The 15,545-nt window shown below is 67.0% G+C and carries 17 protein-coding genes; 5 read left to right on the top strand and 12 right to left on the bottom strand.

All coding sequences use genetic code 11. The features are described 5' to 3' along the window. Positions 1–4: 4 nt before the first annotated feature. From recA to dapA, 8 genes are all read right to left on the bottom strand, one after another. Positions 5–1,078, bottom strand: coding sequence for a recombinase RecA (gene recA / locus ACYVDK_RS16580; RefSeq protein WP_460523773.1), 1,074 nt, complete (start codon positions 1,076–1,078; stop codon positions 5–7). A gap of 244 nt (positions 1,079–1,322) precedes the next feature. After that, positions 1,323–1,550: a DUF3046 domain-containing protein gene (locus tag ACYVDK_RS16575; protein WP_460523771.1), complete on the bottom strand. Its 228-nt coding sequence runs from the start codon at positions 1,548–1,550 to the stop codon at positions 1,323–1,325. A gap of 136 nt (positions 1,551–1,686) precedes the next feature. Further along, entirely contained in the window at positions 1,687–1,998 is a 312-nt protein-coding gene (locus ACYVDK_RS16570) for a helix-turn-helix domain-containing protein (protein WP_440296053.1), read from the bottom strand. A 166-nt stretch (positions 1,999–2,164) separates the two neighbouring features. Then, the gene (locus ACYVDK_RS16565) at positions 2,165–2,677 is read right to left on the bottom strand and encodes a CinA family protein (protein WP_460523769.1); all 513 of its coding nucleotides are present in this window, start codon (positions 2,675–2,677) and stop codon (positions 2,165–2,167) included. Further along, positions 2,674–3,282, bottom strand: a complete 609-nt coding sequence (gene pgsA / locus ACYVDK_RS16560) for a CDP-alcohol phosphatidyltransferase family protein (protein ID WP_460523767.1) — start codon at positions 3,280–3,282, stop codon at positions 2,674–2,676. Before pgsA ends, ACYVDK_RS16565 begins: the two co-directional genes overlap by 4 nt. 24 nt (positions 3,283–3,306) lie before the next feature. Beyond that, on the bottom strand, positions 3,307–6,153 hold the full coding sequence (locus ACYVDK_RS16555; RefSeq protein ID WP_460523765.1) for an FtsK/SpoIIIE family DNA translocase: 2,847 nt from the start codon (positions 6,151–6,153) through the stop codon (positions 3,307–3,309). Positions 6,154–6,245: 92 nt separating this feature from the next. Then, the gene (locus ACYVDK_RS16550; RefSeq protein ID WP_460523763.1) at positions 6,246–7,922 is read right to left on the bottom strand and encodes a ribonuclease J; all 1,677 of its coding nucleotides are present in this window, start codon (positions 7,920–7,922) and stop codon (positions 6,246–6,248) included. Positions 7,923–8,012: 90 nt separating this feature from the next. After that, the gene (dapA, locus tag ACYVDK_RS16545; protein ID WP_460523761.1) at positions 8,013–8,990 is read right to left on the bottom strand and encodes a 4-hydroxy-tetrahydrodipicolinate synthase family protein; all 978 of its coding nucleotides are present in this window, start codon (positions 8,988–8,990) and stop codon (positions 8,013–8,015) included. A gap of 96 nt (positions 8,991–9,086) precedes the next feature. Between dapA and ACYVDK_RS16540 the strand changes: the two genes are divergently transcribed. The 3 genes from ACYVDK_RS16540 (at position 9,087) to ACYVDK_RS16530 (ending at position 10,587) form a co-directional block, all read left to right on the top strand. After that, entirely contained in the window at positions 9,087–9,530 is a 444-nt protein-coding gene (locus tag ACYVDK_RS16540; protein ID WP_460523759.1) for a thioredoxin family protein, read from the top strand. Continuing rightward, a complete protein-coding gene (locus tag ACYVDK_RS16535; protein WP_460523757.1) occupies positions 9,514–10,011 on the top strand; it encodes a DUF4395 domain-containing protein in 498 nt (165 codons plus the stop codon). Before ACYVDK_RS16540 ends, ACYVDK_RS16535 begins: the two co-directional genes overlap by 17 nt. A gap of 147 nt (positions 10,012–10,158) precedes the next feature. After that, complete coding sequence (locus ACYVDK_RS16530; RefSeq protein WP_460523755.1) at positions 10,159–10,587, top strand: OsmC family peroxiredoxin; 429 nt, start codon at positions 10,159–10,161, stop codon at positions 10,585–10,587. A gap of 173 nt (positions 10,588–10,760) precedes the next feature. Here the strand turns inward: ACYVDK_RS16530 and ACYVDK_RS16525 are convergent, their stop codons facing one another. After that, a complete protein-coding gene (locus ACYVDK_RS16525) occupies positions 10,761–11,189 on the bottom strand; it encodes a tetratricopeptide repeat protein (RefSeq protein WP_460523839.1) in 429 nt (142 codons plus the stop codon). Positions 11,190–11,226: 37 nt separating this feature from the next. After that, the gene (gene dapB / locus ACYVDK_RS16520; RefSeq protein ID WP_460523753.1) at positions 11,227–11,970 is read right to left on the bottom strand and encodes a 4-hydroxy-tetrahydrodipicolinate reductase; all 744 of its coding nucleotides are present in this window, start codon (positions 11,968–11,970) and stop codon (positions 11,227–11,229) included. Positions 11,971–11,994: 24 nt separating this feature from the next. On the opposite strand from dapB, the gene ACYVDK_RS16515 reads away from it, so the two are divergent. Further along, positions 11,995–12,492 (top strand): GNAT family N-acetyltransferase, encoded by a 498-nt coding sequence (locus tag ACYVDK_RS16515; RefSeq protein WP_460523751.1) that lies wholly within the window; start codon positions 11,995–11,997, stop codon positions 12,490–12,492. 220 nt (positions 12,493–12,712) lie between these two features. Here the strand turns inward: ACYVDK_RS16515 and ACYVDK_RS16510 are convergent, their stop codons facing one another. Next, the gene (locus ACYVDK_RS16510; RefSeq protein WP_460523749.1) at positions 12,713–13,315 is read right to left on the bottom strand and encodes a histidine phosphatase family protein; all 603 of its coding nucleotides are present in this window, start codon (positions 13,313–13,315) and stop codon (positions 12,713–12,715) included. A 29-nt stretch (positions 13,316–13,344) separates the two neighbouring features. Then, the gene (locus ACYVDK_RS16505; protein WP_460523747.1) at positions 13,345–14,709 is read right to left on the bottom strand and encodes a M16 family metallopeptidase; all 1,365 of its coding nucleotides are present in this window, start codon (positions 14,707–14,709) and stop codon (positions 13,345–13,347) included. Positions 14,710–14,890: 181 nt separating this feature from the next. Between ACYVDK_RS16505 and ACYVDK_RS16500 the strand changes: the two genes are divergently transcribed. Then, on the top strand, positions 14,891–15,469 hold the full coding sequence (locus tag ACYVDK_RS16500; RefSeq protein WP_460523745.1) for a TetR/AcrR family transcriptional regulator: 579 nt from the start codon (positions 14,891–14,893) through the stop codon (positions 15,467–15,469). The last annotated feature ends 76 nt before the right edge of the window (positions 15,470–15,545 follow it).

The following is a 15,545-nucleotide window of genomic DNA, read 5'->3' as shown; positions in this document are numbered from 1 at the left end:
CGCCTCAGGCGCCCTTGCGCTGGGCGATCTTCGGCTCGATCGACTCGACGTTCGAAGCGTTCTCGACCGGCGCATCCGGACTCGCGATCACGCCCAGCTTGACCAGGATCTTGTGCTCGATCTCCGCCGCGATGTCGGGGTTGCCGATCAGGAAGTTGCGGGAGTTCTCCTTGCCCTGGCCCAGCTGGTCGCCCTCGTACGTGTACCAGGCGCCGGACTTCTTCACGATCGCCTGTTCCACGCCGTAGTCCAGCAGGCTGCCCTCGCGGGAGATGCCGACGCCGTACAGGATGTCGAACTCTGCCTGTTTGAACGGCGGAGCCATCTTGTTCTTGACGACCTTGACCCTGGTCCGGTTGCCGACGGCTTCAGTGCCGTCCTTGAGAGTCTCGATGCGACGGATGTCGAGCCGCACCGACGCGTAGAACTTGAGGGCCTTGCCGCCGGCGGTGGTCTCGGGACTGCCGAAGAACACGCCGATCTTCTCGCGAAGCTGGTTGATGAAGATCATGGTCGTGTTCGTCTGGTTGAGCCCGCCGGTGAGTTTGCGCAACGCCTGGGACATCAGGCGGGCCTGCAGCCCGACGTGCGAGTCCCCCATCTCGCCCTCGATCTCGGCGCGCGGAACGAGGGCGGCGACAGAGTCGACGACGATCACGTCGATCGAGCCGCTTCGCACGAGCATGTCGGCGATCTCGAGCGCCTGCTCCCCTGTATCGGGTTGCGAGACGAGGAGCGAGTCGATGTCGACGCCCAGCTTCTTCGCGTATTCCGGGTCGAGTGCGTGCTCGGCATCGATGAACGCGGCGATTCCGCCTGCCTTCTGTGCGTTGGCGATGGCGTGCAACGTCAGCGTCGTCTTTCCGGAAGACTCCGGACCGTAGATCTCGACGATGCGCCCACGGGGAAGGCCACCGATACCGAGTGCGACGTCGAGAGCGATCGAGCCTGTGGGGACGACCTCGACGGGCGCACGCTCGTCGCTGCCCAGTCTCATGACGGAGCCCTTGCCGAACTGCCGGTCGATCTGAGCGAGAGCGGTCTCGAGTGCCTTTTCGCGATCTGCTGGAGTGGGCATGGTGTGGCTTCCTTTCACCGGAACAGTCGTCGTGTAATCGCTGCTTCGTACCGTAGGACGCACCTGCGACAACAGAGTGTCGTGCCGGCGCGAAGTGGATAACTCGCTTCGAGAAGTTCTGTGGACTCAGAGTAACAACAACCGAACATCTCTTCGTACGTTCGTGTGGCGTGTCGGCCGCCTTCTTCGCACAGGTCGGCGGCCTGCTCCGCGAGCGCTCACATGCCGCGGTCGCCTCGCGACATCAGTGCTTCGGAGGCGTCGGAAGGCCGGCGCCGTGCCAGCGATCGACCGGAATCTCCATCGCCTCGCACAGGGCGAGCCAGACGTCGCGCTCCGGCACGCCGTCGGCCAGCGCCTGATCAGACGTGAGGTGGCTGAGGCTGTCGATCACGAGGTCGCGGAGCAGCGCCCGACCGTACTGCTCGCCGAACTCGGTGGTCACGGCTCGTCGGAATTCGCTCGTTCGCACCGCGACAGCATAAGAGATCGCCACGACATTCGGTGCCCTTCGGGCCGGGGGACGGCGCACCGAACGGCACCGGCAGTCAAACGGATGACGCCCCGCCGGAGCGGGGCGTCACGTTCGCGTCATGCGACGAGCGAACTCACCGAGCGACGAGATCCGCATCGAGCGCGGCCACGAACTCGTCGGGAACGGTGTCGGGGATGACCTGGTCGATGCCCTCGAGCACCGCGAGCCGATCGCCGACCTCACGCATGATCACGGAAATGGGCGTGTCGAGCGCTTCGGCCACAGACGCGAGGATCTCACTCGACGCCTCTTTCTGACCACGCTCGACCTCGCTGAGGTAACCGAGAGCGACACTCGCCCGGCTCGCGACCTGACGAAGAGTGCGCCCCTTCTGCAGGCGGAAGTCCCGTAGCACGTCGCCGATTTCTTGACGTACAAGAATCATTGGAGCCTCCTTTTCTCTTCCTGCCACAACCTTCGATCCATCGTTCTTCGATACCTTCAACGCTACGCGCTTTGACGGCCCATGAACTCTAACCATCGACGACTGGGGTTTGGATGTGAGTACATCACTGTGTAACCAACTCGAGATCGCCGCTATTCCGTCGCACCTACAGCAGCCGCTCGATCGCCAGCCGTACGGCGGCATCCACCGAGAGTGCGCGGATCTGCGCTCTCGTTCCCGTCAGTGCGAGCTCGATGACATCGTCTTCGTCGCCGTGCGAGACGCCGATGAAGACCGTGCCGGGCAAGCGCCCGCCCTGGCCGTCCGGCCCTGCTACGCCCGTGGTGGCGATGCCGACATCCGCAGCGCGTCGGCCGACGGCCAGCACCGAGCGCACGCCCCTGGCCAGCTGGCGCGCCACCTCGGGATGCACCGGCCCGTGCTCGGCCAGCAGTGCGGCATCCACTCCGACGAGTGTGTGCTTGAGCTCCGTGGAGTACACCACGACACCACCGAGCACGACTGCGGATGCTCCGGCCGGCCTTGTCAGCTCCGCCGTCAGCGCGCCGCCGGTGAGCGATTCGGCGACTGCGAGCGTGAGGCCGCACTCAGTGAGTCGGGCGATCAGCGTCGCCGTATCGTCCATAGCCCCGGCGTTGGACGAAACCGTCTGCGTCACGACTGCTGCCTGGCCCCGCGCCGGAGGCGATAGGCCGCCAACAGATAGTCGAGACCCGACCACACGGTGAGGGCGAGCGCGATGCCCATCAGCACCCAGTTCAGCCAGAAGATCCAGTCGCCCACGACGATCCATGTCGGAGCAAGAGCGAACGAGATGGCGACGGCCTGCGCGATGGTCTTGAGCTTGCCTCCCCGGCTGGCCGGCACCACGTTGCCGCGCGACAGCTCGACCATGCGCCACACCGTGATCCCGACTTCACGGACGATGATCACGATGGTCACCCACCACCACAGCTCGCCCAGGATCGAGAGGCACACCAGGGCACCCGACGTGAGCAGTTTGTCGGCGATCGGGTCGAGGATCTTGCCGAGGTCGGTGACCAGGCCTTTGCGCCTGGCGATCGCGCCGTCGATACCGTCCGTCGCAATCGCCACGATGAAGAGTGCGGCGGCGATCCAGCGCAGAACGCCGTCGGCACCGGAATCGGCCAGCAGCAGCCAGAAGAACACCGGTGCGAGCAGAATGCGCACCACCGTGATGAGGTTCGGCAGATTGAAGTTGCCGGGTGCGGTCGGCGCTTCGGCGCGGCCGGGATCGGTCATGCAGCAAGCCTATGGCCCAGGGCGCTACTCGCGTCCCGTCAGTCCCCAGGCGTCTTCGTCGGAGTCACCATCGACCTCCTCGAGGTCATCGAACTGCCGCGACACGGGGTCGTCGTAGCGGTCATCGCCCTGCATTGAGGCCGGCTGGCCGGACGGCACGCCCTGACCCGCCTGCGCGTTCGGGCTCATCTGCGAAACCGGGCCCGCTTGACCGACCGCAGCTGCGGCCTGCGCCGCGGAGGCCTGGCCCGTGTCCTCTCCGCGCAGCCGCGCCATGACCTGCGACAGTTGCTCCGGCGTGACGAGCACGTCGCGCGCCTTCGATCCCTCGGAGGGCCCGACGATGTCGCGCGACTCGAGCAGATCCATCAGCCGGCCGGCCTTCGCGAATCCCACCCGCAGCTTGCGCTGCAGCATCGAGGTCGAGCCGAACTGGCTCGACACGACCAGTTCAGCAGCGGCCAGCAAAAGGTCGAGGTCGTCGCCGATGTCGGAGTCGATCTGCTTCTTCTCCGGTCCCGCGGCGACATCTTGACGGTATTCGGGTCGCGCTTGGGTCGTCACGTGGTCGACGACGCGCTGGATCTCACTCTCGGCAACGAAGGCGCCCTGCACGCGGATCGCCTTCGATGCCCCCATCGGCAGGAACAGACCGTCGCCCTGTCCGATGAGTTTGTCGGCGCCCGGCTGGTCGAGGATGACTCGCGAGTCGGTGACGCTTGCCACGGCGAAAGCGAGGCGCGACGGGACGTTCGCCTTGATGAGTCCGGTGACGACATCCACCGACGGTCGCTGGGTGGCGAGCACGAGGTGAATGCCGGACGCGCGCGCCAACTGAGTGATACGCACGATCGAGTCCTCGACGTCACGCGGCGCGACCATCATGAGGTCGGCGAGCTCGTCGACGACGACCAGCAGATACGGATACGGCTTGAGCTTGCGTTCGCTGCCCTCCGGCAGGACGATCTCGTCGTTGCGTACGGCCTTGTTGAAGTCGTCGATGTGCCGGAAGCCGAAGCTGGCGAGGTCGTCATACCGCATGTCCATCTCTTTGACGACCCACTGCAGTGCCTCCGCAGCCTTCTTCGGACTCGTGATGATGGGCGTGATGAGATGCGGAACGCCTGCGTACACGGAGAGTTCGACGCGCTTCGGGTCGACGAGCACCATGCGCACGTCACTCGGCTTCGCCCGCATCAGCAGGCTCGTGATCAGGGTGTTCACGAAGATGGACTTACCCGACCCGGTGGAACCCGCTACCAGGAGGTGCGGCATCTTGGCGAGGTTCGCGACGACGAAGCCGCCGCCGACGTCCTTGCCTACGCCGATCGTCATCGGATGGTGGCTGTTCGTCGCGGCCGCCGAACGCAAAACGTCGCCGAGCGAGACGATCTCGCGGTCGGAGTTCGGGATCTCGACACCGATCGCACTCTTGCCGGGGATCGGGGAGAGGATGCGCACCTCGTTCGACGCCACCGAGTACGCGAGGTTCTTGCTCAGCGCCGTGACACGTTCGACCTTCACCCCGGGGCCGAGCTCGATTTCGTACTGCGTGACCGTGGGACCGCGTGAGAAGCCGGTGACACGGGCATCCACCTGAAACTGGTCGAGCACCGACGTGATCGCTGCGACGACCTCGTCGTTCGCCGCCGAACGCGCCTTCGCCGGAGTACCAGCGGACAGAGTGGATGCCGCCGGTAAGACGTATGGCGCATCCGGCACCGCTTCCAACGGCTTGGCCGCCTCTGCGGCAGCCTCGTCGAAGTCGTCGTCGGACAGTGCACCGAAACCGGGGAGCACGGCAGTCGCGGTGTCGGGGCGCAGCCCTGTCGGATGCTTGCCCGTGCGCGACAGATCGCCGGTGAATCTGCTGACTGCGTTCTCGGCATCCTGCAGGTCGGCCAGCACCTCGGTCTTGTAGTCCTGCGGCTGGGGTTCGAGCGCGCTGTCGAACCCTGCGCGGGGCGACGGAACGCCGAGCACCTCGGTGAACGACGTGTCAGCGGGCTCGAAGTCGGGGTCGACCTCGCGCCCGCTCTTGTTGCGGCGCCACCACGGCACGCTCTCATCCGGCTCGGCTACGTCTTCTTCGGCCGCATCCTTGCCACGCCGGAACTTGCGCGCGGGCTCCTGCTCGCCGGCGGATTCGGCGACTTCCTCCGTCTGCGCGCCGAAGAGGTACGAGTACAGCTCGCCGAGGCGTCTGCCGACGCGGTTCGGTGGCGTCTTCGTGATGATCAGGATGCTCAGCAGCAGAATGACGATCACGATCGCCGCCGCTCCGATCGGAGTCGCCACCGCGGCCAGTGGCGCCCCCAGCATCCAGCCGATCACTCCGCCGGCCTTCGCCAACGCGTCGATTCCGTCGCTCGGCTGCGGCCGGGAGGAGAAGATCTCGCAGAGCGCGGACACCGTCACGAGCAGGAGCGCCAGACCGATGCCGATGCGGGTGTTGTCGTGCACCGAAGCCGGATGCCGGAACAGCCACACGGCCAGCAACAGCATCACCACAGGAAGGCCGAAGGCCACGCGGCCGAAGAGGCCGCCGAACGTCCAGGCATCCAGTTGCTGAGCCACCTGGTTGTCGATCAGGAACCACTCGACGATCGCACCTGCGACGGCCAGCAGCACGATGAAGAACGGCAGCCCGTCGCGACGCTCATCTTTGGCGAGCTTCTCCGGCCCGAACGCGCGCGCCGCTCCCCCGACCATGTGCGCAAGACCTAGCCACGCCCTCGTCACGATGCCACGATGCGGCTCGGCCGCCGGAATCACCTTCGTCTTCTGATTGGCCGTCTGACGCGACGGCGTGCGCGTGGCCGACGTGCCGCGCGCGCGGGCGCGCGACGTCGACTTGGTACTCGTGGCCATGGGACAACGGTAGTGGCGGCGGCCGTCATCGCCGGTGAAGCGCCGCGGAGCGGCAGAGATTCAGCTGTCGAGCCCGATCAACGCAGGCTCGTCTACGCCTCGATGACCAACGGGACGATCATCGGGCGGCGGCGGTAGCTCGTGTTCACCCAGCGGCCGACAGTGCGACGTACCACTTGGCTCAGTGCGTGAGCATCCCGCACGCCGTTGTGGGCGGCATCCGCGAGCGCGGCCGCGATCTTCGGCTTGACGTCGTCGAACACGGCGTCGTCTTCGGCGAAGCCCTTGGCATGCACCTCCGGACCGGTGATGATTCGTCCCGTTCCCGCCTCGACCACCACGATGATCGAGATGAAGCCCTCCTCGCCCAGGATCCTGCGGTCCTTGAGGTCGGCATCCGTGATCTCGCCGACCGACGAGCCATCGACATACACGAACCCGAGGTCGAGCTGACCGACGACACGGGCCACGCCGTCGCGCAGGTCGATGACGCTGCCGTCCTCGGCGAGCAGCGTGTTCTCCTCCGGTACGCCGGTGTCTTGTGCGAGCTGGGCGTTGGCGACCAGGTGCCGGTACTCGCCGTGCACGGGCATGACGTTGCGCGGCTTCAGGATGTTGTAGCAGTACAGCAGCTCGCCGGCGGCCGCGTGGCCAGAGACGTGCACCTTCGCGTTGCCCTTGTGCACGACCGTCGCACCGAGCTTCGTCAGTCCGTCGATCACCCTGTACACCGCGTTCTCGTTGCCCGGGATGAGGCTGGAGGCGAGGATGACCGTGTCGCCTCGGCCGATCTCGATCTGGTGGTCGAGGTTGGCCATGCGCGCGAGCACCGCCATCGGCTCGCCCTGGGAGCCGGTGGACATGTAGACGATCTTGTCGTCCGGCAGGTCGGCGGCCTTCTTGTAGTCGATGAGCACGTCCTCCGGCACGTGCAGGTATCCCAGATCGGCGGCGATGGTCATGTTGCGCACCATCGAGCGCCCCAGGAGTGCGACGCGGCGACCGTTCGCCTTCGCCGCGTGCAGCACCTGCTGCACCCGGTGCACGTGGCTGGAGAAGCTCGCGACGATCACTCGTCGGGGTGCTCGGGCGATGACGTTGTCGAGCACCGGGCCGATCGAACGCTCCAGGGCGGTGAACCCCGGCACGTCCGCATTTGTCGAGTCCACGAGGAAGAGGTCGACGCCCTCCTCGCCGAGCCGCGCGAACGCACGCAGGTCGGTGAGTCGGTCGTCGAGCGGGAGCTGGTCCATCTTGAAGTCGCCGGTGTGCAACACGAGACCGGCGCTCGTGCGAATGGCGACGGCAAGGGCATCAGGTATGGAGTGGTTGACCGCAACGAACTCGAGCTCGAACGGTCCGAGCCGCTCGTGCCCGCCCTCCTTCACGGTGAGCGTGTACGGCTGGATGCGGTGTTCCTTGAGCTTCGCCTCGACGAGCGCCAGCGTCAGGCTGGACCCCAGCAGCGGGATGTCCGGCTTCAGTCGCAGCAGATAGGGCACCGCTCCGATGTGGTCCTCGTGGCCGTGCGTGAGCACGACTCCGACGACGTCGTCGAGGCGGTCGCGCACCGGCCCGAAGTCAGGGAGGATCAGGTCGACTCCCGGCTGGTCCTGCTCGGGGAAGAGAACGCCGCAGTCGACGATCAGGATCTTGCCATCGATCTCGAAGACCGTCATGTTGCGACCGACCTCGCCGAGGCCGCCGGTGGGGATGATGCGCAGTGTTCCCGGCTCAAGAGCGGGCGGGTCGTATACCGACGTGGGCATATGCCGTGCCTCCGTTGTTCCTGTGCCGACCCGAAGGCATCCGGGTGGCATCGTGTCGGCCGATCGGCGATGCCGACCGGAGCGGTGCCGTCAGCGCGTCGTGCCCGCCACCTTGGGGAGCGCTCCCCCGGCGGCCGCGTTGCGATCGGGTCTGAAGTTGGTCAGATCGAGGCCTTCCACCTCGTGCACGAGATCGAGATCGGCCTCGATCTGCGCCGCCTCGAAGTCCTCCGGCCCCACCAGCGGGAGCCGTACTCGGGGGCTCTGGATGCGGCCGAGTCCGTGAAGCACGTACTTCGCGGCGACCGTGCCCGGCACATGCGTCATGACGGCACGCACAAGCGGCTCGAGCCGCTTGTGGTGGTCTGTCGCGGTCTTCAGGTCGCCGCGATTCACGGCATCCACGATCTGTCGGTACGGACGTGCAGCGATGTTCGCCGTCACCCCGACGAGGCCTGTCGCGCCGATCGCCAGGTGCGGCAGCACATTGTCGTCCGCGCCGGAGAAATACATCAGATCGGTGTTGTTGAGCACCCGCGAGACCTCGGCGAAGTCGCCCTTGGCATCTTTGATGGCCACGATGTTCGGATGCTTGGCCGCGCGCAGGATCGTGTCGTACTTGATGGGCACACCGGTGCGACCGGGGATGTCGTAGAGGATGACCGGCAGGTCGGTGGCGTCGGCGATCAAGCGGAAGTGCGTGAGGATGCCTGCCTGCGTCGGCTTGTTGTAATAGGGCGTGACGATCATGACGCCGTCGGCGCCGGCCTTCTCGCTGGCCTTGTAGAGCTGGATCGCGTGCGCAGTCTCGTTCGACCCGCCGCCCTGGATGATCTTGGCGCGGCCCGCAGCCACTTCGAGCCCGACCTCGACGAGGCGGAGCTTCTCTCGGTCGGTCAGAGTCGAGGTCTCACCCGTGGTGCCGGAGATGACGATGCCGTCGGCCCCGTCGGCGATGACGTCGTCGAGGTGCTTCTCCACGCCGGGCCAATCCACTTCACCGTCGGCGGTGAACGGAGTCACCAGCGCGACGAGGACCTGGCCGAAGGGATTCTGTGACGTGGACACGTGGTTCAGGCTACCGTGGCTCGGCGGTCGCCGGCACGTCATGCTGCGTCACACACAGCCGCTTTCGCCGAAGTGCGACGTAGCGTGGCGGCAGCCATGAATCCCGCCGCTGCTCTCGCCGTCATCGCCGGCCTCGTCGCGCTCGCGACGCTCGCCGGCATCTTCTGGCGTGCCCGGAACGGTCGGATGCGAGAGGCCGGAGGCACCAGTGTGGCTGCCCGGTCGCTCGGACCCGACGTGGAATTCGGCTCGAGGGCGACCGTGCTGCAGTTCTCCACCGAGTACTGCGGTCCCTGCCGCGTCGCGGAGCGCCTCCTGCGCGATGTGACCTCGGAACGTGACGGCGTCCGGTACATCGAGGTGGACCTCGGGCAGCGACCGCAGCTCGCCACCGAATTCGGCGTCATGCAGACGCCGACGATCCTGCTGCTGGATGCCACAGGCGGCATCCGTGCCCGTATCGGGGGAGTTCCGCGCGCCGACGAGGTCGCGGCTCGCCTCGACGAGTTCGAGGAGGAGAGCCATGCCGTCACAGGTTGACGCAGCACCCGGACGCACGCCGAAGAAGCCAGGCATCGACCCTCGAGGACCACGGTTCGGTGCGGGCATCACGGCCGTGCTGCTACTTGTCGCCCTCTTTCTCGGGCTGGTCGGCGGCACTTACGCTTCGACCGTTCTCGTCGCGGCGCTCGCGCTGCTGTTCCTCTGGGGTGCGGTAGCAGGGGTCGCGCGGCATCCGTGGGGCCTTCTCTTCCGGGCGCTGGTCCGGCCACGGCTGGAGGCGCCCGCCGAACTCGAAGACGCCGCCCCGCCGACGTTCGCCCAGGGCGTCGGCTTCGTGATCACCGCACTCGGTGCAGTGCTGCAGGTAGTCGGTGTTCCGGACGCCGCTGTCGTGGCTGCGGCTCTGGCGTTCATCGCGGCGTTTCTCAACGCCGTGTTCGGCTACTGCCTCGGATGCCAGATCTACCTGCTGCTCGTGCGCTTCGGTCTGACGCGAGGCAGTCAGCCCCAAAGCTGAAGCCACAAAGCTGAAGCCACGGAACGAGGGCATCGCCCCGAGGGCGCAGTGCCGAGGGCTGCAGTACTGGAGGCGCTCTTTCCGGCCGCCCTCTTCGGCACCTACGCTGGGGAAGACGACAAGCATCACGAATGCAAGGGAGCGACCATGGCCATCACCAGCGAAGCAACCGCCGTCTGGCGGGGAGAGCTCACGAGCGGATCGGGCGAGGTCACCCTCGACTCGTCGAATGCCGCTCATTTCGCCGTGAACTGGCGAGCCCGGTCAGAGGGAGAGACGGGCACCACCAACCCGGAGGAGCTCATCGGCGCCGCCCATTCGGCGTGTTTCGCCATGGCGTTCTCGAACATCCTTGCAAGCAACGGCACGCCGCCGACCAGCATCCAGGTGACGGCCGCCGTCACGTTCGACCCATCCATTCCCGGTATCACCGGAAGTCATCTGCTGGTCAACGCGACGGTGCCCGGACTGGAGGACGCCGACTTTCAGCGGCTCGCCCACGACGCCAAGAGCGGCTGCCCGGTGTCGAAGGCGCTCGCGGGCATCCCGATCACCATCGAGGCCGAACTGGCCTGAGTCGCCCCACGCGCCGGTACCCGCGCTGCGCACCGCGGTCAGCAGGCCGCACGGTCGGGCTCGATGCAGGCAGTGTCTCTGCTGCGCCCGCCGAAACCGGCGCATGAGCCCGCCGACTCGCACAGCGTTTCGCGCCGGCCTTTGGCCGACATGTCAGTCGTGCACCCGGGCGGCTATGCGGCGCCCGGGGAACCGGCCTTGTGCAGCCTGATCGCCTCGCGCATGGCATGCCGGGCTCTGCGGCGGTCACCCGACGCGTCATAGGCCAATCCCAGCCGAAACCAGGCCCGCCAGCTGCTCGGCTCAGCCTCTACCTCCTCCTTGTACCGCGGGAACTCCTCATCGGCGGCGTCGCGTAGCGGGCGCCCGCTGGCACGATGGGGAAGGTCTTCGACCGGCAGGCCGCCTTCCTCGTCGAGAATGCGCACCAGCCGCTGCGTCTGCACCCCGAACAAGAGTTCGCGCAGCAGCGCCCACGCGGCGATCACCGCCAGCACGAACAGAGCGACCGCTATGGCGATTCCGATACCGGATCCACTTGTGAGCAGGATGACGCCGTAACGCACCACGATCACGACGTAGAGCAGCAGCAGAGCGGCCATCACGATGGCCGCGACGCGTCCCTTCACAGGCCCGACCTCACAAGCCCAGCAGTCGGTCGAGGCCGACCGTGAGGCCGCGCGCCGCAGGCGCCGACCGCAGCGCGTGCAGGATGCCTGCAGCGTAGGCCCGAGCATCCGTCGTGTCGTGGGTGATGGTGAGCGTCTCGCCGGCACCACCCAGCACGACGCTCTGCCTGGCCACCACGCCGGCCATCCGCAGGCTGTGCACGGGGACTCCGGCGACCTGCTGGCCACGCGCCCGCTGGTCGGTGTGCGGGGCGGCGACGGGGCCGAGCTCGTCGCGCGCCTGGGCGATGAGCTCGGCAGTGCGCACGGCGGTGCCCGACGGTGAGTCGATCTTGGATGCCGCGTGGGTCTCTACGATCTCGATCGAGTCGAAGTACTTGGCCGCCGACGCTGCGAAGGCGGTGCCGAGCGCCGACCCCAGCGAGAAGTTGGGCACGACGATGACGCCGCGCTCCGGCAGATCCCGCAGCCGGGCGCCAAGCGGCGCAAGCCGGGACGAGGACCAGCCGGAGGTTCCGACCACGACGTTGCGGCCGGCATCAAGGGCGTAGTCCACGATTCCCGGGCTCGCAGCCGGGAGTGTGACATCGAGCACCACCTCGGACGGCGCGTCATCCGGCCCGAGCATCGCTGCCAGGTCGCTCTTCGAGCCGAGAGCTGCGACGAGTTCGAGATCTTCCGCCTTCTCGATGAGGTCGACGGCGACGCTGCCGAGCTTTCCGCTTGCACCGACGACGGCCACACGAATGGTCATGGCTTTCACCTTAGGCTGTCGGCGATGGTCACCTTCACCAGCCTGCGAACCGATGATCCGATCGCTGCCGATCTGCTCGAGAAGTACTTCGCCGAACGTGCCGAGACGTTCCCGCAGACACAGGGCAGCTACAGCGTGAAGCTCCCCGATCCGGAGCACTTCGTGCCGCCCGCCGGGGATTTCGTCGTGACGACGATCGACGGTGAGCCGGCCGGCTGCGGTGGTGTGCGCAGAATCGCGGATGTTCGGGACGGCTCGGGCGCTCGCCTCGCCTGCTTCGAGGTCAAGCACCTGTGGCTCGCTCCGAGCGCGCGCGGAAAGGGCGCCGGGCGAGCACTGCTGACGGAGTTGGAGCGCCGCGCGATCGAGTTCGGCGCCCGTCGGCTCGTGCTCGACACCAATGAGAGTCTCGAAGCTGCGGGAAACCTCTACCGCACATCGGGGTACACGACCGTCGAGCCGTACAACGACAACCCGAACGCGACCCACTGGTACGCGAAAGACGTCGACCCACGCGCCTGAACGCCGACGATGCGGCCAGGGTGCTTCTCTCGATTCAGGTGAGGATGTGCTCCGCGCGATCGCAAGGACGAGGACGGGAGCGTCATTGGTGGTGACACCGACGACGAGGACGCAGGGAGCGGCCGTACCGGGCACACCGTCCCTGTCGCACGGCCGGCGCCGCGAACGGCGCCGGAACCGGAGGCGGGGGCCCGACCAGGCCCGAATTGAGAGACACGCCCTACACGGGCTGCAGCTCGGGCATTCCGGTGCGCAGTTCCACGGGAAGGTGACCAAGGTCGTTGTGCACGACGAGCACCGGCGGCTTCGCGGAGCGCACCCTGATGATCGTGAGTCCGCAGTTGGCCTGGTTGAGGCCCAGCCAACGCCAGTCGGGAGCGTCGAAGACGTGGCGCACGAACCAACCGATCACGAAGTTGTGCGTGATGAGCAGGTCGTGGCGGTCGGCGCGGGCCGGTGTGAGGAACTCGCTGACGGCATCCGCCATCTGGGCGCTTCCCGCCTCGACCTCGGCCTCGGTGACGGCGCCGAAGAACGACTCGAACGCCTTCGGCATGTCGGGAGTGGGGCCGGAGGGGATGCAGTCGAACAGCAGGCTGGAGGGCTCTGGCTGGAGCGCCGGCAGGCTTTCGGCCATGATCTTCGCCGTCTCCTCCGCGCGGCGCAGCGGCGAGTGGTAGACGGAGGTGAACGGCACGCCGCCGAGACGCTCGGCGATGAGCGTGGCCTGACGCTTGCCTCGCGGGGAGAGCGGACCGTCGGGCATGCCGTGTTCGGCATCCTGCTGCTCGCCGTGGCGCACGAGGTAGAGATAGTGGGGCAAGACCTGGGATTCCTTCGATTCGAGGGTGTTCAGTTGAGGCCGGAGAACACGGCGTCGTCGACGGCTCCGACCGCGGCGATGGTGAGTGGTCGGGATGCCAGCGTCGCGGCGAGCTCTCGAACATCGTCGACGGTGACCAGGGCGAGCCGACGGAGGGTCTCATCGAGGTCGACGAACTCGCCGGTGCTCAGCTCGCAGCGGCCGAGCCGCGTCATGCGCGTGTCGGAGTCCTCGAGCGCGAGCGCCGACCCTCCGGAGAGCTGGCCGACAGCCCTGGCGAGCTCGTCGTGGCTGATCCCGTGCGCGGCGAGCCGCCGCAGCTCGTCGAGCATGATCGCGGCGACGGAGCGCGACTTCTGCGGGGCGCACGCCGCGTACATGCCGAACACCCCTGTGTCGGAGTAGCCCGCCGCGAACGAGTAGACCGAGTACGCCAGGCCGCGCTTCTCGCGCACCTCCTGGAAGAGCCGGCTCGACATGCCGCCGCCGAGCACCGAGTTGAGCACGCCCATGGTGATGCGGGCATCGTCGGTGGCTCGGAGCCCCGGCGTGCCGATCACCAGATGAGTCTGCTCGATAGGCCGCCTCGCGGTGACGATCGACACCGAGCCGGTCAGTTCCGCATCGCGTGTGCTGCGCCGGTCGACCGGCGCAGCCTGGTCCGTCATCGGCCAGCCGCCGGCGATCAGGGCGCGCTCCACGTCGGCCACGAGCGTGGCATGGTCGACGGCACCGGCCGCGGCGACCACGAGGTCTTGCGGGCGGTAGCTGGCGCGATAGTGCTGCCAGACGGCATCCCTCGTCGCGCCGTTGATCGTTGCGCGGCTCCCCCCGATCGGCCTGGCGATGGGATGCTCTCCCAGCACAGCAGAGAAGAAGCGCTCGTTGACGGCATCCGCCGGGTCGTCCTCGGCCATGGCCAACTCTTCGAGGATGACGCCTCGCTCGTTCTCGAAGTCCGTCGCATCGAGCACTGATGACGTCACCATGTCGGCGAGCACCTCGGTCGCCATACCGAGATCGCGGTCCTGCACCTTGGCGTAGTAGCAGGTCTGCTCCTTCGCGGTCAGCGCATTGTGCTCGCCGCCGACCGCGTCGAATGCGATCGCGATGTCGAAGGCGGTACGCCGTCCCGTTCCTTTGAAAAGCAGATGCTCGAGAAAGTGCGTCGAACCGAAGCTGGCGGAGTGGCCTGCACGGCCGAGCAGAGGTCCGGTCTCGTCGCGCGACCCCACGCCGAACCAGAATCCGATCGTCGCACTGCGCACGCCGGGCACATGCTCGCTCAAGACGCGCACACCGCTCGGCAGCACCGTGCGGGAGACGAGTGCATCGCCGGATGCGGCGAACGTCAGATCGGCGCGGTCGAGTGGGAGGTCAACGGCGCCGTTCATCCCCTCAAGAATAGGGGATCGTGTCGGCCCGCGAGACAGCCGCGAAAACCCGAGTGCGAGACAAGCGAATATGTCCGCATTCTTGAGGACAAACAGTGCTTTCTACCCCTCTATACTTGCATACGATCCGCGACGGGACACGTCGCAGAGCAGCAGAACCTGTCGAGTCGAGGAGCACCGGATGCCCGATCAGAAAGCGCCCGCCGCTCGCCCGCCGGCTCCCGCCAAACTCAGGATTCTCGCCACGGCAGACCGTCTCTTCTATGAGGAGGGCGTGCACACCGTCGGCGTGGACCGCATCATCGCCCAGTCGCATGTGACGAAGGCGACGTTCTACAAGCACTACCGCTCCAAGGACGTGCTCATCGCGGCATACGTGCAGACCCGCGCCGATCTGGCCCGCGAGACGGTCGAGGCGGACCGCGAGCGACTGAACGACGCCTCCGCCGTACTTCGGGCGATGATCGAGCGATTCGCCGCTGAATCGAGACGTCCAGGCTTCCACGGTTGCCCGTTCATCAACGCCGCCACGTCGCAGCTGGATGCCTCCGGCCCGGTCACGCCCACCGTCGTCGCGTGGCGTACCTGGTTGCGCTCGAACCTGGTCGGCCTGTTCGGCGAGGCAGGCGCGGCGGATCCCGAGGCCGCCGCCGACGATCTGCTTCTGGCGAGGGATGGCGCGTTCGGCGGCGCACCGATCGCAGACTCGGACGCAACAGACGCCGCACTGAACCGCGCCCTGAAGCGCTTGCTGCCCTAGTGAAGGCACAAGCGACGACAATCCCGAAGACACGCCTTCGGGATTCCGTCCTCGGAGCGAGAGAACCGCACTCTCG

Source organism: Humibacter antri (genome assembly GCF_054777235.1).
The sequence above is the reverse complement of the archived record's forward strand: the minus strand, read 5'-3'. Positions and strand labels throughout refer to the sequence as shown.

Excerpts from the sequence above, each read along its gene's own strand:
- pgsA (WP_460523767.1), bottom strand. The coding sequence starts at position 3,282 with ATGACCGATCCCGGCCGCGCCGAAGCGCCGACCGCACCCGGCAACTTC.
- ACYVDK_RS16555 (WP_460523765.1), bottom strand. The coding sequence starts at position 6,153 with ATGGCCACGAGTACCAAGTCGACGTCGCGCGCCCGCGCGCGCGGCACG.
- ACYVDK_RS16570 (WP_440296053.1), bottom strand. The coding sequence starts at position 1,998 with ATGATTCTTGTACGTCAAGAAATCGGCGACGTGCTACGGGACTTCCGC.
- ACYVDK_RS16535 (WP_460523757.1), top strand. The coding sequence starts at position 9,514 with ATGCCGTCACAGGTTGACGCAGCACCCGGACGCACGCCGAAGAAGCCA.
- ACYVDK_RS16530 (WP_460523755.1), top strand. The coding sequence starts at position 10,159 with ATGGCCATCACCAGCGAAGCAACCGCCGTCTGGCGGGGAGAGCTCACG.
- ACYVDK_RS16525 (WP_460523839.1), bottom strand. The coding sequence starts at position 11,189 with ATGGCCGCTCTGCTGCTGCTCTACGTCGTGATCGTGGTGCGTTACGGC.
- ACYVDK_RS16505 (WP_460523747.1), bottom strand. The coding sequence starts at position 14,709 with ATGAACGGCGCCGTTGACCTCCCACTCGACCGCGCCGATCTGACGTTC.
- recA (WP_460523773.1), bottom strand. The coding sequence starts at position 1,078 with ATGCCCACTCCAGCAGATCGCGAAAAGGCACTCGAGACCGCTCTCGCT.
- ACYVDK_RS16500 (WP_460523745.1), top strand. The coding sequence starts at position 14,891 with ATGCCCGATCAGAAAGCGCCCGCCGCTCGCCCGCCGGCTCCCGCCAAA.
- ACYVDK_RS16550 (WP_460523763.1), bottom strand. The coding sequence starts at position 7,922 with ATGCCCACGTCGGTATACGACCCGCCCGCTCTTGAGCCGGGAACACTG.
- ACYVDK_RS16540 (WP_460523759.1), top strand. The coding sequence starts at position 9,087 with ATGAATCCCGCCGCTGCTCTCGCCGTCATCGCCGGCCTCGTCGCGCTC.
- dapB (WP_460523753.1), bottom strand. The coding sequence starts at position 11,970 with ATGACCATTCGTGTGGCCGTCGTCGGTGCAAGCGGAAAGCTCGGCAGC.
- ACYVDK_RS16515 (WP_460523751.1), top strand. The coding sequence starts at position 11,995 with ATGGTCACCTTCACCAGCCTGCGAACCGATGATCCGATCGCTGCCGAT.